Source organism: Kitasatospora sp. NPDC098652, assembly GCF_044760155.1.
In the GTDB taxonomy this organism is placed as follows: Bacteria; Actinomycetota; Actinomycetes; order Streptomycetales; family Streptomycetaceae; genus Kitasatospora.
The window spans coordinates 383,792-399,170 of the sequence record NZ_JBIWAQ010000004.1; the positions used below are offsets into that span (position 1 = coordinate 383,792).

The window sequence follows — 15,379 nt, forward strand, 5'->3', positions numbered from 1 at the left end:
TGGTGCGGGCCCTGTGACCAGTGAAAGCTGGTCACAGGGCCCGCCGCTCGTTCCGGCCCGTCCTACTGCTTGCGCAGCTCCCGGACCGCCGTCTCCAGCCGCTGCCCGTAGTCGGCGTCGGCCTTGCGGAAGTTGTCGATCGCCCGCTCCACGATGGACTCGCGGTCGGCCGAGACCTTGGCGATGAAGCCGGCCAGGTTGGCGATCAGCCGCTGCTTCTCGTCCTCCGAGAACAGCCGGTACAGGTTGCCGGCCTGCACGAAGTCGTCGTCCTCGGCGTGCGAGGGCGCCGCGTGGGTGCCGGTGAGGCCGTCGACCGCGGTCGCGGCCCAGAGCGGACGGCCGGTCTGCACCGGGCCGCCGAAGCTGTTGGGCTCGTAGTTCTTCTGCCGGCCGTGGCGGCCGTCGTACAGGTGGCCGTCCCGGCCGTTGGTGCGGGCCTCGGTGGCGTGCGGGCGGTTCACCGGCAGCTGGTCGGCGTTGATGCCGACGCGGTAGCGGTGGGCGTCCGCGTAGGCGAACAGCCGGCCCTGGAGCATCTTGTCCGGGGACGGGCCGATGCCGGGCACGAAGTGCGCCGGGGAGAAGACCGACTGCTCGACCTCGGCGAAGACGTTCTCCGGGTTGCGGTTGAGCTCCAGCCGGCCGATCTCGATCGGCGGGTAGTCGGCGTGCGGCCAGACCTTGGTCAGGTCGAAGGGGTTGAAGCGGTAGCCGGCCGCGTCGGCCGCCGGCATGATCTGGACCTGCACCGTCCAGCTCGGGAACTCACCGCGCTCGATCGCCTCGCGCAGGTCGCGCTGGTGGCTGTCCGGGTCCTCGCCGGCGAGCCGGTTGGCCTCGGCCTGGGTGAGGTTGCGGATGCCCTGGTCGGTCTTGAAGTGGTACTTGACCCAGAAGTGCTCGCCGGCCTCGTTCTGCCACTGGAAGGTGTGCGAGCCGTAGCCGTTGAGGTGGCGGTAGCTGGCCGGGATGCCGCGGTCGCCGAACAGCCAGGTCACCTGGTGGGTGGACTCGGGCGACAGGCCCCAGAAGTCCCAGACGTTGTCGGCCTCCTGCGAGCCGGTGTACGGGTCCCGCTTCTGGGTGTGGATGAAGTCGGGGAACTTGATGGCGTCCTTGATGAAGAACACCGGGGTGTTGTTGCCGACGAGGTCGTAGTTGCCCTCCTCGGTGTAGAACTTCACCGCGAAGCCGCGCGGGTCGCGCACCGCGTCGGCCGCGCCGAGGTTGCCGGCCACCGTGGAGAACCGGAGGAAGACCTCGGTCTGCTTGCCGACCTCGGACAGGAACGCCGCCCGGGTGAAGGGCGTCACGTCGGCCGTCACCGTGAAGGTGCCGTACGCGCCGGCGCCGCGGGCGTGCACCACGCGCTCCGGGATCCGCTCGCGGTTGAAGTGCGCGAGCTTCTCGAACAGCAGCTGGTCCTGGATCAGGGCCGGGCCGCCGAGGCCGGCGGTCTCGGTGTTCTGGTTGTCCGCGACGGGGGCACCCGCCTCGGTGGTGAGGGTCGGGCGAAGCTCGTCCTGCGTGGTCATGGCGGGTTGCCTCCGGGGGATCCGATCGAGATGACACGATCCTAACTTGGACTTTGTCTAAGTCAACACTGGTCCCAATCTCGGAGCGTGACTTACTCTGGTCCCATGAGTGATCTGCTGGAGAGACTGCGCGGACGCGGCTGGCGGCTGACCTCACAGCGCCGCGTGGTGGCCGAGGTCCTCGACGGCGAGCACGTCCACCTCACCGCGGACGAGGTGCACGCCCGGGCCGCCGCCCGCCTGCCCGAGATCAGCCGCGCCACCGTCTACAACACGCTCGGCGAACTCGTCACCCTCGGCGAGGTCCTGGAGGTCGCCACCGACGGCCGCGCCAAGCGCTACGACCCCAACGCCCACCGCGCCCACCAGCACCTGGTCTGCTCCGGCTGCGGCGCGATCCGCGACGTCCACCCGCACGGCGACCCGCTCGCCGCGCTGCCCGCGGCCGAACGCTTCGGCTTCGCCGTCACCACCGCCGAAGTCACCTACCGCGGCCTGTGCCCCGACTGCCGCGGCCGAAGCGGCAGTTGACGACCCGCCGGGGCGGGCCCCACGGCGGGTCCGACAAGCCGCGCGCCCGGCGGGAACCGGCAGACCCGCCCTACGCGCTCAGCTCGGCGTGCAGCGCGCCCAGCAGTCGCCCGGCCCGCTCGGCGACCTCGGCCGGCCCCTGGTCGATCGCCCGCCGGCACCAGTTCTCGGCCTGCACCGGCTCGCCCCGGCGCAGCGCCAGCAGCGCCAACCGCAGCGCCGCCCGACCGTGCCCGGCGTCGGCGGCCCGGGTGTACCAGAGCATCGCCTCCGCCTCGCTGTCCTGCCGGGCCAGCAGCAGCCCCAGGTTGAACGCGGCACTGCGGCTGCCCGCCTCGGCGGCCCGCCGGTACCAGCTCTCGGCGATCTCCAGCGCCCCGCGCTCGGCCGCCCGCACCCCCATCCGCACCTGGGCGCGGCGGTGCCCGGCGTCGGCCGCCAGCGCGTACCAGTGCTCGGCCTCGGCGTCCGCGTCCCCCCGCCGGTCCAGCACCGAGGCCAGCCGGAAGGCGCCCTCCGCCGAACCGCCGGCCGCCGCCTGCCGGTAGCGCTCCAGCGCGCCGGACAGGTTGCCGCGCTGCTCCTGGGCGACCGCCAGCTGCAGCGCCGCCTCGCCGTGCCCCTCGGCCGCCGCCCGCGCGTACCACTCCTGGGCCTGCCGCGCCTCGCCGCGCCCGGCGTGCAGCACGCCCAGGTTGAAGGCGCCGTCCACACTGCCGGCCTCGGCCGCCTTGGAGAACCACGGCTCGGCGCCGGACTCGTCGCCGCGCTGCAGCAGCACCACGGCCAGCGCGTTGCAGGCCTCCCGGTGCCCGGCGTACGCGGCCCGGCGGTACCACTGCTCGGCCTGCTGGTCACGGCCGGTGGCGGCGCAGAGCAGGCCGAGGTTGAAGGCGCCGTTCTGGTCGCCCGCGTCGAGCGCGGTGCGGTACCAGTGCTCGGCGGCCTTGGCCTCGCCGCGGCTCGCGTGCAGGGCGCCGAGCGCGTTGGCGGCGTTGCCGTCACCGGCCTCGGCGGCCTCCTGCCACCACTCGGCGGCGGCCGCGACGTCCCCGGAGTCGCGCAGCAGGAAGCCGAGCGCGCAGGCGGCCCGCGGCTCCCCGTTCTGCGCGGACTGCCGGTACCAGCGGGCGGCCTCCTCCAGCAGCGTCCGGTCGGTGCGGGCGCGCTCCTCCAGCAGCACGCCCAGGCGCAGCGCGGCGCGGGCGTGGCTGCGGGCGGCGGCCGTGCGGTACCAGGCCTCCGCGGTCTCCTTGTCCCCGGCGGCCTCGCGCATCCGGGCCAGCCGGTAGGCGGCCTCGCGGTGCCCGGCGTCGGCGGAGACCTTGAACCAGCGCTCGGCCCGCACGTCGCGCCGGTGCTCCATCAGGTCGCCGAGGGCGTAGGCGCCCAGCGGGTGGCCGTGGTCGGCGGCGTAGTGCAGCCAGTACTCGGCGGCCTCCTCCTCGCCCTGGTCGCGCAGCTGCAGCCCGAGCGCGTGCGCGGCGGGGGCGCTGCCCGCCACCGCCGCGTGGCGCCACCACTGGCCGGCCTCGGCGCGGTGGCCCTGCTGGTGCAGCAGGACGCCCAGGTTGTTGGCGGCGGCCCGCACCCCGGCGGCCGCGGCGGCGCGCAGGTAGGGCTCGGCGTCCTCCAGGTCGCCGCGGCGCAGCAGCAGGGTGCCCAGGCGGCTCGCGGCGTCCGGGTCGCCGTCGTCGGCGGCCTGCCGGTGCCGGGCCTCCAGGGCGGCGGACTCCCGGGCGGCCAGCGCGGTCTCGAAGCTGGTCGGGTCCAGCCCGGCCGGGTCCAGCGCGGCGCCGGCCGACGCCTCCTCGCCGCCCGCCCCGTACGGGCCAACGGCGGCGGAGAACTGCCGGGTGGAGACGTGCACGAGGCTGTCGGGCCCGGAGCCGCCGACCGCGGGGCGCTCGGACAGCCCGCTGGTGCGCTGGGCGGGCAGGGCTCCGGGGCGGCTCTCGGGGCTCTCGGCGCTCTCCGCCCAGGCGTCGGTGTCCGCCTCGACGGCCGCACCGGACTTGGCGCCTGACTTGCCGATCAGCCTCATGCCGACTCCCGCTCCCCCAGAGTGTCGCGGCATCGTGCCCCGGCCGACGGCCGGGGGGACTCCCAGGAGAGGCGCCGGACCGGACGGCCCGTCAGCGGCCGTGCACCGTCCCCCATGTGTCCCATCGTCGCATCACCCGCTACCCGCGTACACCTGCCCCGGCCGAATTCGGGTGGGGCGGACCCGAAGCCGACGAGATTGCTTCGGCGCTTTGTCGATTTCCCGACACTTCCACCCCACAAACCCCGGTGCCGTCCCCGTTGGCGACGGTCGATAGTACCGGAGCGGTTCCCGCCGCTTCCGGACGGAAACGTCCGGGTACGACAGAGGCCCGGAGGAATGATCCTCCGGGCCTCTGACACCGAGTAGCGGGGACAGGATTTGAACCTGCGACCTCTGGGTTATGAGCCCAGCGAGCTACCGAGCTGCTCCACCCCGCGTCGTTGATCAAACCTTAGCACGGTTTCGACCGGGCCCGACGCCACCGGCCCTGCCCCCCGGAGACAGGAGCCCGGAGCCCGGATACGACAGAAGCCCGGAGGAATGATCCTCCGGGCTTCCTGCTACTGAGTAGCGGGGACAGGATTTGAACCTGCGACCTCTGGGTTATGAGCCCAGCGAGCTACCGAGCTGCTCCACCCCGCGTCGGTAACTGAACCGTAGCACGGACGCGGGGTGGAACCAAAAACGGTCACCGCAGCTCAGCGGGGACTACGGGTGCGGACTGGCCGCCCCCGAGCCGGTCGGCGTCGCCGTCGGCGCCGGCGCCTGGCCGCCCGCCCGGGCCGCCTCGGCCGCCTTCAAGGCGTCGCCGAGCGCCTTCTGGGCGTTGCCGTACGCCACCCAGTCGCCGTTCTTGAACGCGGTCTGGCTGTCGTTGTACGCCTTCTCCGCGTCCCCGAGCGCCTTCTGCAGCTCCGGCGAGATCGTCCCGCCCGGGGCCGGGGTGCCCGGCGCGGTGGGCGTCGGCGTCGGCGTGCTGCCGCCGCCGGGCGTCGTCCCGGTCCCCGGGGCCGTGCCGGTGCCCGGCGTCGTCCCGCCCTGGCTGGACGGCGCCACCGGCGTGGCCGGCGGGGCCTGCCCGGCGAACAGCTTGCGCAGCGCGTCGTCCAGGGTGTTCTCGAACGCCACGTTGTCGTCCCCGTACACCGCCAGGACCTTCTGCAGCGTCGGGTACTTGGCGCCGCGCCCGCGCACGTACACCGGCTCGACGTTCAACAGCCCGCCGCCGACCGGCAGGGTCAGCAGGTTGCCGTACTCCAGCTCGGTGTCACCGCCGCTCTTCAACGCGAAGATCTGGTTCGCCACCTCCTGGCGGGAGTTGAACTTCGACTGCACCAGGCCGGGGCCGGGGGCGCCGCTCTCGCCCGTCATCTTGAGGATGCGGATCTTCCCGTAGTCGTCCCCCGGGTCCGCGTTGACGGCCATGAAGGCCGCCAGGTTCGGCCGCTGGTTGGGCACGAAGGTGCTGGTCAGCGAGAAGCTCGCGGCCTGGGCGTCCGGCATCCGCACCGTCACGTAGTACGGCGGCTGGACCTGCTTGGTGTCACTGGTCGGGTCCACCGGGACCTGCCAGATGTCGCTGCCGTTGAAGAAGGAGTTGGCGTCCGTCACGTGGTACTGGCCGAGCAGGTCGCGCTGCACCTTGAACATGTCCTGCGGGTAGCGCAGGTGCGGCAGCAGCGTCGCCGGGATGTCCGCCTTCGGCTCCACGGTGCCCGGGAAGGCCTTCATCCAGGTCCTGAGGACCGGGTCCTTCTCGTCCCACTGGTAGAGCTTCACCTCGCCGGTGTAGGCGTCCACCGTGGCCTTGACCGAGTTGCGGATGTAGTTGACCTGGTTGGCGGCGGTCAGCAGCTCACCGCGCTGGTTGGTCAGCGAGTCCTTGGTCGCGGTGCCCAGCGTCGTCTTCGACGAGAACGGGAAGCCGTCCGAGGTGGTGTAGCCGTCCACGACCCACACCACGTGGCCGCCCTGCACCACCGGGTACGGGTCGGCGTCGATCGACAGCCACGGCGCGACCTTCTCCACCCGCTCCTTGGGCGTCCGGTTGTAGATCACCTTCGCGCCGTCGGTGATCGCCCCCGCGTACAGCATCTGCGGCTCGGCGAAGCGCACCGCGTACGCGGCCCGGGTGATCGGGTTGTCCAGCGAGACACCGCTGTCACCGGTGTACGTGTACTCCACGTTCTGACCGGTCTTGACGTCGGTGTAGTCGATCTCCTTGTTCGAGCCGCCGACGATCGAGTACGTCGTCGTCTTCTCGCCGTAGTAGATCCGCTGCTCGTAGTCGCCCAGCGAACCGGTGGCCGGCAGGCCGGACTCGGTGAACACCGGCCCGCCCTTGTCGTCGACCTGGTTGCCCTTGGCCAGCGCCGCGCCGTAGCCGTGGGTGTACTTGAAGTGGTCGTTGATCCAGTTCCGCTGCACCCCGTTGAGGTCCAGCTCGCGCAGGCCGATCACGGTGTCCTGCTTGCCCGTCGGCGTGCCGTAGCGGTCCACCGAGAGGGTGCTCGGGAACGCGTAGTAGTTGCGCTGCTGCTCCAGCGACTGGAACGTCTGCGACACGATGTTCGGGTCCAGCAGCCGCACGTCCGCGATGGTCTGCGCGTCCGGCTTCAACGCGTCACCCGTGGTCGAGCCCTGCGGGCTGTACGGGGTGGTCTGCGCGTCCGCGATCCCGTACGCCTGCCGGGTCGCGTCGATGTTCTTCTGGATGTACGGCGTCTCCTTGGCCTGCTCGTTCGGCTTGACCTGGAACTGCTGCACGATCGCCGGGTACAGCCCGCCGATCAGCACCGCCGACAGCACCATCAGCCCCAGCCCGATCAGGGCCGGCGCCCAGGTGCGGCGGATCGGGGTCAGGAAGAACAGCACCGCGCAGATGATCGCGACGAAGAACAGGATCGTCTTCGCCGGCAGGAACGCGTTGGCGTCCACGTAGCGCAGCCCGGTCCAGCCCGAAACGCCCTTGTAGGCGCCGGTCTTCACCGCCAGCCCGTACCGGTCCAGCCAGTACGCCACCGCCTTCAACAGCACGAACACGCCCAGCAGCACCGCCAGGTGCCCCTGCGCGCCCGCGCTCGCCCGGCGGCCCGGGCCCTGCAGCCGCAGCCCCCCGTACAGGTAGTGCACCAGCGCCGAGGTCAGCAGCGAGACGATCACCGCGCTGAACGCGAAGCCCAGCACGAACTCGTAGAACGGCAGGTCGAAGGCGTAGAACGAGACGTCCATGCCGAACTGGGCGTCCTTCTCACCGAAGGACGTCGCGTTCGTCCACATCAGCCAGGTCCGCCACTGGCCGGACGCCGCCGCACCCGCCACCAGGCCGATCACCAGCGAGACCCCGATCAGCGCCCAGCGCTTGAACGGCGCCAGGCCCGCCCGGTAGCGGTCCAGGCTCTGCTGCTCCACCGACATCGCCGACAGCGGCGGCCGCAGCCGGTGCGCCAGCCACACGTTGAAGCCGACGATCACCGCCATCAGCAGGCCGAAGACCCCGAACAGCCCGACCTTCGTCCACAGCTGGGTGGTGAACACCGAGGAGTAGTGGACCGACCTGAACCACAGCCAGTCCGTCCAGAACCCGGCGAACATGACGAACAGCAGGAACAGCACCGCGAGTACGCCCAGGGTCAGCAGGGCCACCCGCGCCCGCCGGGAGGGCGGGCCCACCCTCCGCCGGAAACCCGGCCCTGAGCGTTCCGGCATCTGGAATACCACGGTGGCACCTCAGCTGTGTCGTCTGGAATCGGTCGGTCGTCAGAGCAACTTAACCAGTCCTCGACCGAGTTCCCACCGTTAGCAGACGGTTACGACGCCGTTCCCCCGCAACCCCCCGCCGCCCCGCCCGAACACCCCGCCCCGGACCCCGGGGCCGCCCCGGCGAGCGGGCGCCGCCCGGCGTGTGAGGATTGAGTCATGTCCGACGCGCCTGATCTGAACAACTCCCCCGACGACGTCTCCAAGCTCCCCGCCGCCACCCCCCTCACCCGGGCCGCGCTGGAGATCGACGAGTACGCCGCGACCCTCGGCTGGGACCTCCCGGCCCGGCTGTTCGCCCTGGTGGACAGCGCCGCCCTGCGCAAGGCCGACCCGCGCATCGCCAAGCAGCTCGGCCTCGCCGACAGCGACGAACCCGGCCTCACCCCGGTCGAGCAGGACGAGCTGCCGGCCGGCATGGAGCTCGACAAGTTCCTCGGCACCATCGCCTGGCCCGACGCGGTGGCCGGCTGCGCCCTGGTGGTCGAGCGGCTGATGCTGCCGCCGGGCGCCGAGCAGTCCCGCCCGCGCGGTGCCAGCGACGCCCAGCTCGCCGAGTGGGTGGCCAACCACCCCAAGCGCGAGGAGGTGCGGATCACCGCCGCGGTGCTGCGCGACGGCAAGAAGGAGATCGCCCTGCGGCTGCGCTCCAAGGACGTCGCCCGCGAGGTGCTGACCGGCCCGGACCTGGTCCCCGGCCTGACCGACGCGCTGCTGGCGACCTTCTCCTGACCCCCGCTCCCGCCCCCGCTCGGCCGAGGGCTCGCCCAAGGCCCGCCCAGGGCCCGGCTAGCGGGGGCAGGACGGCAGCGCGGAGGCCTGCCCGGAGCGGATCTGCTCCAGCGACTTGAGCGCGCCGTCCAGGGTGTCCGTCTTGATCAGGGTCAACCCGGACGGCACGTTCTTGGTGGCCTCGGCGCAGTTCGAGGCCGGGGTGAAGAAGTACTCGGCCCCGGCGTCCCGGGCGGCGATCAGCTTCATCGATATCCCGCCGATCGGGCCGACCTTGCCGTCGTCGTCGATGGTGCCGGTGCCCGCGACGAACTTGCCGCCGGTGAGGTCGCCGCCCGGGGTGAGCTTGTCGACGATGCCGAGCGAGAACATCAGCCCGGCGCTCGGGCCGCCGACGTCCTGCAGGCCGATGTCGATCTGGAACGGGTAGGTGTGCCGGATCCCGGTGCCGATGCCGACCACGGCGAGCTCGGCCCGCTCGGCCGGCGCCTTCGGGTCGAGGTCCTTGGCCCGGACGGTCGGCACGGTGACGTCGGTCTTCGTCCCCGGGGTGGCGGAGCCGTTGCCGGAGGTGTCCTTGGCCCGCGGCACCACGGTGAAGACCACCGACTCGCCGGGCTTGTGCTTGGTGACGGCGGCGACCACCTGGTCCACCGAGCCGACGGCGGTGCCGTCCACCGCGACGATCTGGTCGCCCGCGTGCAGCCGGCCCTCGGCCGGGGCCCCCGCGGTGACCGACTTGACGATCAGCTCGTTGCCGACCGGGACGCCCAGCTGCTTGAGCGCGGCGGTGCGGGCGCTGTCCTCGGAGGAGGCGAACTCCTCGGCGTTCTGCTTCTTGGCGTCGGCGTCCGACTGCCCCTTGGGGTAGACGTTGTCGTGCGGCACCACCAGCACGTCGTCGCGCATCCAGCCGATCACCGCGTTGACCAGGCTGGGCTCGTACTTGGCCCCGGTGACCTGGACGGTGGTCATGTTGAGGTGACCGCTCGTCCGGTACGAGTCGTGGCCGGTGATGGTGATCACCGGCTTGCCCCCCTGCTCGCCGAGCGTGTTGTACGTCGGGCCCGGGCTCATCTCCGTGTACGGCACCTTCATCAGCACCGAGACGCAGAGCAGCGCTATGAGCAGCAGGGTGGCAGCGAGCATCGTCGCGGAGCGGCGTGGCATGCCTCGACAGTACGGGACGCCCGTGACGCGGCGCCCGCCGGGCTACCGGCCGGAGCGCTCCCCGGGGGCGGCGGAGCCCGCGGTGGTCCGCTCCATCGCGGCCATGAAGCGCCGGTGCTCGGCGAGCGAGGCCGGATCGCCGGTGGCCTTCGGGGCCCGCTGGGCCCACCCCGCCCAGGCGGCCGCGACCAGGACGGCGACAACCGGAATGATCAGCCAGGCGAGCGCACCCATGTCAGTACTCCCAGCTCCTCGGGTCTATGAGCAGATTAACCACCCCGGCGGACAACGCGGCCGGCGCCATCCGGGTTACGGGACGGCCGATCGGCTCACTTCCAGGGAGTATCCGGCGCCCCCGGCCGGACCCGTTCGGGTGAGGCCGCGGCGCGCCTGCCCCGAAGGACGTGCTCCGTGTGCGGGCGGTTGCACCGCACCCGCGCGGTCGGGCGGCTGCTCACCGCCCCGGGAACGGGAGCCCGGTCAGCAGCCCCCGGCGCCGACCCACTCCTCCTCGCCGTCGGAGAAGACCTGGTGCTTCCAGATCGGCACCTCGTGCTTGAGGTCGTCGATCAGCCGGCGGGCGGCCGCGAAGGCCTCACCGCGGTGGGCGCAGGAGACGGCGACGATCACGGCCTTGTCGGTGATCTCCAGCCGGCCCACCCGGTGCACCGCGGCGAGCGCCCGTACCGGGAAGTCGGCGACGACCTTCTCGGCGATCCGGCGCATCTCCGCCTCGGCGGTGGGGTGGCAGCTGTACTCCAGCGCGGCGACCGACTTGCCGCCGTCGTGGTCCCGGACCGTCCCGACGAAGACGGTGGTACCGCCGGCCGCGTCGTCGCCGACCGCCTCGTACACCTCGTCCAGCGAGAGCGGGGTGTCGCGGATGGCGAGCAGGCGGATGGGGTCGTGGTTCTCGGACATGACCCCATGATTCCTCATCGGGGGCCGATCGGGGCAAGGGGCTTCCGCATCACGATTCCGAAATTTCGCATCGTGAGAACCGGCGCCCGCCGGGCGCCGCCTTCGGGCCTCGCCTCCGGGCGGGGCGCCCTCGAGAAGCGTCTTCGGAAAGCGCCCCGGCAGCATCAACTCAGCAGTGGCGACTCAGCGGCGGCGGCTCAGAAGCGGCGACGCTTGCGGGCCCGGCGCACCAGCGCCGCCGTACCGACCAGCGCCACCGTCGCCCCGGCCGCCCCCAGGCTGGTCGCGGCCTCCTTGCCGCCCAGCCGGCGACCCGCCACCGCGTGCTTGCCCGACACCTGCGCCAGCAGCTCGGCCAGCACCTGCTCGTTGGTGAACTCCGGACGCCAGCCCGCCTCGTGCAGCCTGCTCCCGGACACCACCCACGGGTACATCGTGTACGCCAGGTCGCCCGCCGGCGCCGGGGTCAGCCCCAGCCGGTGCAGCCGCGCCGCGGTGCCGAGCGCCAGCGCGGCGGGCAGCTCCATCCGCCGGATCCCGGACAGCCGCTCCACGTCCTCCTGCTCCAGCCAGCCGTCGCAGCCGACCGTCACCTCGCCCTCCACCAGGCCCAGCGCCGCGTACTCCAGCGCCGCCGCCAGGTCGTCGACGTGGCAGAACTGCCAGCAGGGGCGCGAACCGGCCACCACCAGCAGCCGGGGCGCCTCGAAGTGCCGGGTCAGCACGGTGTCCACGCCGGGGCCCACCACCACGGCCGGTCGCAGCACCGTCACCTGCAGCCCCGGGTGGGCGCGCGGCGCCCGCCGGGCCAGCCGCTCGATCTCCAGCAGGTCCCCGACCAGCGAGGCCTCCTCGGTCGCCCGCAGCTCCGAGTCCTCGGCCAGCGGCACCTCGTTGTCGGCCAGCGCGCCGTAGACCATCGCGGAGGTGCACAGCACCACCCGGTGCACGCCAGCGGCCGCCGCCGCGGTCAGCACCGTCTGAGCGCCGCGCACGTTGTAGGCGCTGCGGGCCCGCGGATCGGACTCCATGCCGAAGTCCATCGCCAGGTGCACCACCACGTCGACCCCGGCCAGCCGCTCGGCCACCGCCGGGTCCCGCACGTCCAGGACCCGCCACTGCACGCCCGGGACCTCACCGCGCCGGTCGTCCACCGCCAGCACCCTGCGCACGTGCGGGGAGGCCACCAGCCGGGCGGCGACCCGCTCGCCCAGCACCCCCGCCGCACCGGTCACGGCCACGGTCAACGGCCTCCCGCCGTAGGCTGGAGGCGGCGACGCCGTGGCGTCCGGATCGTCCTCTCCAGCGGTCAGCCCAGAGCGAACGTCCGAAGGCGGGGAACTCACCGGCCATCCTCCACGGTTAGCTTATGTGCGTACGGACGTGTGTCACGTACGTCCATCCTGCCCGAGGCGAAGGCCCGGCGGTGCACCCGGCGCGGGCCTGGCCCTCGGGAACCGCCCACGAGTCCCCCGCTCCACCGGAGACCCGGGCGGACCGCACTGCCCGCCACACCCGTATGACGGCCGACCGGATCGAGGACCCCGTGAGCGACCTTCCCTTCGGATTCGGCGTTCCCCCCGAGGAGCCCGAGGACGGCAAGGCCAAGCCCGACGACGCGCAGAAGAAGAAGGAGCAGGGCCAGGAAGGCACCGGCGGCGCCCAGCCGTTCGGCTTCGGGACCGGCAACCCCTTCGGCGCGATGTTCGGCCTGCCCGGCACCCCGGGCGGCCCCGGCGGCGCCGGAGCCGACAACCCCTTCGCCGCCATGTTCGGCGGCCTGAACCCCGGCGACCTCGGTGCCGCCTTCCAGCAGCTCGGCCAGATGCTCTCCTTCGAGGGCGGTCCGGTGAACTGGGAACTCGCCCAGAACATCGCCCGGCAGACCGTCGTCGCCGAACCCGCCGAGGGCAAGAGCAAGGACCGCTCGGTCGGCGACGCCGAACGCTCCGCCGTCGTCGAGGCCGTGCGCCTGGCCGACCTGTGGCTCGACGGCGTCACCGAGTTCCCCTCCGGCGCCGGCACCGCCGTCGCCTGGAGCCGCGCCGAGTGGATCGAAGCCACCCTCCCGGTCTGGAAGGACCTCGTCGACCCGGTCGCCGAGCAGGTCGGCAACGCCATGGGCGGCGTCCTGCCCGAGGAGATGCAGGCCATGGCCGGCCCGCTGATGGGCATGATGCGGTCCATGGGCGGCGCCATGTTCGGCACCCAGATCGGCCAGGCGCTCGGCGCCCTGGCCGGCGAGGTCGTCGGCTCCACCGACGTCGGCCTACCGCTCGCCCCGGCCGGCAAGGCCGCCCTGCTCCCGCAGAACGTCGCCGAGTTCGGCGAGGGCCTGAACGTGCCCGCCGACGAGGTCCGGCTCTACCTCGCCCTGCGCGAGGCCGCCCACCAGCGCCTCTTCGCCCACGTCCCGTGGCTGCGGGCCCACCTGCTGGGCGCCGTCGAGGCCTACGCGCGCGGCATCAAGGTCGACACCTCCCGCATGGAGGAGCTCGTCGGCCAGCTCGACCCGGGCAACCCGGAGGCCCTCCAGGAGGCACTGGCCGGCGGCCTCCTCCAGCCCGAGGACACCCCCGCGCAGAAGGCCGCGCTCGCCCGCCTGGAGACCGCGCTCGCCCTGGTCGAGGGCTGGGTCGACGCCGTCGTGCACGCCGCCGCCGAGCCCCACCTGCCGCAGGCCGGCGCGCTGCGCGAGACCGTCCGCCGCCGCCGCGCCGCCGGCGGACCCGCCGAGCAGACCTTCGCCACCCTGGTCGGCCTGGAACTGCGCCCCCGCCGCCTGCGCGACGCCGCCCGGCTCTGGGCACTGCTCGCCGACGCCCGTGGCATCGAGGGCCGCGACGCGCTCTGGGAGCACCCCGACATGCTGCCCACCGCCGCCGACCTGGACGACCCGGACGCCTTCGTGCACCGCGGCAGCGGGGACCTGGAGGGCGGCTTCGACTTCGACGCCCTCGACAAGCTGCTCGGCGAGGCCGCGGCCGGCAAGCCCGACCTCACCAAGAACGACCCGCCCAAGGGCGACGCCCCGAAGGGCGACACCCCGAACGGCGACGCTCCGAAGGGCGACCAGGACGGCACCGACGGAAAGGGCGAGCCCACCGCATGACGGCCACCGGGACGTCCACGTCCCCGTCCACCCTCCACGCGGACGCCGTCCGCACCCTGACCGACTGGCGGCCCGCCGACCAGGACCAGGAACAGCTGCGCCTCGACTACCTCGCGCACCTCGCCGAGCAGCCCGAGGGCCTCTACCGGTCCTGCCTGCCCGCCCACATCACCGCGAGCGCGGCGGTCGTCGACCCCGCCGCTGGGCGGGTGCTGCTCACTCTGCACCCCAAGGTCGGCATCTGGCTGCAGATGGGCGGGCACTGCGAGCCCGGCGACGCCGACCTCGCCTCCGCGGCCCTGCGCGAGGCCGTCGAGGAGTCCGGCATCCCCGACCTCACCCTGCTGCGGCAGGACGGCGTGCCCGTCCCCGCCAAGCTGGACCGCCACCAGGTCCGCTGCACCGGCAAGGACCGGCCGGAGAACACCCACCTGGACATCCAGTACATCGCGCTGGCCCCGGCCGGGGCGCAGGCGCTGATCAGCGAGGAGTCGCTGGACCTGCGCTGGTTCGACTACGACCGGCTGCCGGAGCTGACCGACCACTCGGTGCGCGACCTCGTCGCCCGGGCCCGGAGGCTCACCGCCTGACCGACCGAAGTGCGCCATGGAGAGGGGGCGCGGACCGTACGGTCCGCGCCCCCTCTTCATGTCCACCCTCACCCGCAGGAAGCCCCCGGATCCGGTTCCGCTCCCGGCCCCGTCCCCGTCCCCGTCGCACCGTGCCGGGCCCCCGGGATGTGCGGCAGCCGGGCCGCCGACACCACGCCCTCCAGGTAGCCGCGGGCCCGCTCCGTCCGCGGATAGGCCTCCAGCAGCGCCCAGAACGCCGGGCCGTGGTCCGGCACCAGCAGGTGCGCCAACTCGTGCAGCAGCACGTAGTCCAGCACGTACTCCGGCATGCCCTGCAGCCGGTGCGACAGCCGGATCGTCCCCTCGCTGGGAGTGCAGGAGCCCCAGCGCGAATTCTGGTTGGTCACCCAGCGGACCTGCACCGGCTGGGCCCGGCCGGCCAGATAGGCCGCCGACAGCTCCCGGGCCCGTGACATCAGGGCGTCGTCACCGAGGATCCGCCGACGCTCCTGGGCCGCGAGCTTCTCCAGCATCTGCGCGACCCAGCGCTGCTCCTCGGCGTGCGACATCCGGGCCGGGATCAGCACGACGGTGCGGTCACCTTCGCGGTAGGCGGAGACCGTACGGCTGCGCCGGGCGCTGCGCCGCACCTCGACCCGGCTGCGGTCGTGCGCCTCCGGGGGCACCGCCCCCGCGGGCGGGTACTGCGGCCTCGCCTGCTGCTTGTCGTGCGGCTTCTCGCGCTGCTTCTCGTCCGGGCGCCCGCGCGTACTCGGCGCCGCCATCTGGGACCCGGACGCTGCACGGGCACGCCGACGCGACGCCGGTGGATGGGAGTCCCGCTCGGCTGCCATGGCACACGACGTTACCCGGTACCACTGACAGAAGTCCGGTGCCGTGGCCGAAATCTTTCATGGAGCGATCGGGAACGAAAGGCTGCCGGAGGGTGTCCGGAAACCGACGCCCGGAAGGATGGGCAGTTATCCACAGGGCTCCC

General features: G+C 73.0%; 12 protein-coding genes and 2 tRNA genes. 4 read left to right on the forward strand and 10 right to left on the reverse strand.

The window, feature by feature from the left end:
- Positions 1 to 62: 62 nt before the first annotated feature.
- Positions 63 to 1,538, reverse strand: coding sequence for a catalase (locus ACIQWA_RS12465; RefSeq protein ID WP_360233321.1), 1,476 nt, complete (start codon positions 1,536 to 1,538; stop codon positions 63 to 65).
- A gap of 105 nt (positions 1,539 to 1,643) precedes the next feature.
- Between ACIQWA_RS12465 and ACIQWA_RS12470 the strand changes: the two genes are divergently transcribed.
- A complete protein-coding gene (locus ACIQWA_RS12470; RefSeq protein ID WP_360233318.1) occupies positions 1,644 to 2,069 on the forward strand; it encodes a Fur family transcriptional regulator in 426 nt (141 codons plus the stop codon).
- 70 nt (positions 2,070 to 2,139) lie between these two features.
- Here the strand turns inward: ACIQWA_RS12470 and ACIQWA_RS12475 are convergent, their stop codons facing one another.
- The 4 genes from ACIQWA_RS12475 to ACIQWA_RS12490 form a co-directional block, all read right to left on the reverse strand.
- The gene (locus ACIQWA_RS12475) at positions 2,140 to 4,113 is read right to left on the reverse strand and encodes a tetratricopeptide repeat protein (RefSeq protein ID WP_402481397.1); all 1,974 of its coding nucleotides are present in this window, start codon (positions 4,111 to 4,113) and stop codon (positions 2,140 to 2,142) included.
- 366 nt (positions 4,114 to 4,479) lie between these two features.
- Positions 4,480 to 4,553, reverse strand: a tRNA-Met gene (locus ACIQWA_RS12480).
- A 131-nt stretch (positions 4,554 to 4,684) separates the two neighbouring features.
- Positions 4,685 to 4,758: transfer RNA gene (locus ACIQWA_RS12485), tRNA-Met, on the reverse strand.
- A gap of 66 nt (positions 4,759 to 4,824) precedes the next feature.
- Positions 4,825 to 7,824, reverse strand: a complete 3,000-nt coding sequence (locus tag ACIQWA_RS12490; RefSeq protein WP_402481400.1) for a UPF0182 family protein — start codon at positions 7,822 to 7,824, stop codon at positions 4,825 to 4,827.
- A 210-nt stretch (positions 7,825 to 8,034) separates the two neighbouring features.
- Between ACIQWA_RS12490 and ACIQWA_RS12495 the strand changes: the two genes are divergently transcribed.
- Positions 8,035 to 8,607, forward strand: a complete 573-nt coding sequence (locus ACIQWA_RS12495) for a PPA1309 family protein (protein ID WP_360233309.1) — start codon at positions 8,035 to 8,037, stop codon at positions 8,605 to 8,607.
- Between the two features lie 57 nt (positions 8,608 to 8,664).
- Here ACIQWA_RS12495 and ACIQWA_RS12500 read toward each other — a convergent pair whose 3' ends face one another.
- From ACIQWA_RS12500 to ACIQWA_RS12515, 4 genes are all read right to left on the reverse strand, one after another.
- Entirely contained in the window at positions 8,665 to 9,777 is a 1,113-nt protein-coding gene (locus ACIQWA_RS12500; protein ID WP_360233306.1) for a PDZ domain-containing protein, read from the reverse strand.
- 42 nt (positions 9,778 to 9,819) lie between these two features.
- Positions 9,820 to 10,011 (reverse strand): hypothetical protein, encoded by a 192-nt coding sequence (locus ACIQWA_RS12505; protein ID WP_360233303.1) that lies wholly within the window; start codon positions 10,009 to 10,011, stop codon positions 9,820 to 9,822.
- Between the two features lie 246 nt (positions 10,012 to 10,257).
- Positions 10,258 to 10,698, reverse strand: coding sequence for a molybdenum cofactor biosynthesis protein MoaE (locus tag ACIQWA_RS12510; protein WP_360233300.1), 441 nt, complete (start codon positions 10,696 to 10,698; stop codon positions 10,258 to 10,260).
- A gap of 197 nt (positions 10,699 to 10,895) precedes the next feature.
- On the reverse strand, positions 10,896 to 12,044 hold the full coding sequence (locus tag ACIQWA_RS12515; RefSeq protein WP_188303064.1) for an NAD-dependent epimerase/dehydratase family protein: 1,149 nt from the start codon (positions 12,042 to 12,044) through the stop codon (positions 10,896 to 10,898).
- Between the two features lie 200 nt (positions 12,045 to 12,244).
- Between ACIQWA_RS12515 and ACIQWA_RS12520 the strand changes: the two genes are divergently transcribed.
- Together ACIQWA_RS12520 and ACIQWA_RS12525 are read left to right on the forward strand one after the other, a co-directional pair.
- Entirely contained in the window at positions 12,245 to 13,810 is a 1,566-nt protein-coding gene (locus tag ACIQWA_RS12520; protein WP_402481405.1) for a zinc-dependent metalloprotease, read from the forward strand.
- Positions 13,807 to 14,400, forward strand: a complete 594-nt coding sequence (locus ACIQWA_RS12525) for an NUDIX hydrolase (RefSeq protein ID WP_402481408.1) — start codon at positions 13,807 to 13,809, stop codon at positions 14,398 to 14,400. Before ACIQWA_RS12520 ends, ACIQWA_RS12525 begins: the two co-directional genes overlap by 4 nt.
- 68 nt (positions 14,401 to 14,468) lie before the next feature.
- On the opposite strand, the gene ACIQWA_RS12530 is transcribed toward ACIQWA_RS12525, so the two are convergent.
- Positions 14,469 to 15,167, reverse strand: a complete 699-nt coding sequence (locus tag ACIQWA_RS12530; RefSeq protein WP_402481411.1) for a M48 family metallopeptidase — start codon at positions 15,165 to 15,167, stop codon at positions 14,469 to 14,471.
- Positions 15,168 to 15,379 lie beyond the last annotated feature (212 nt).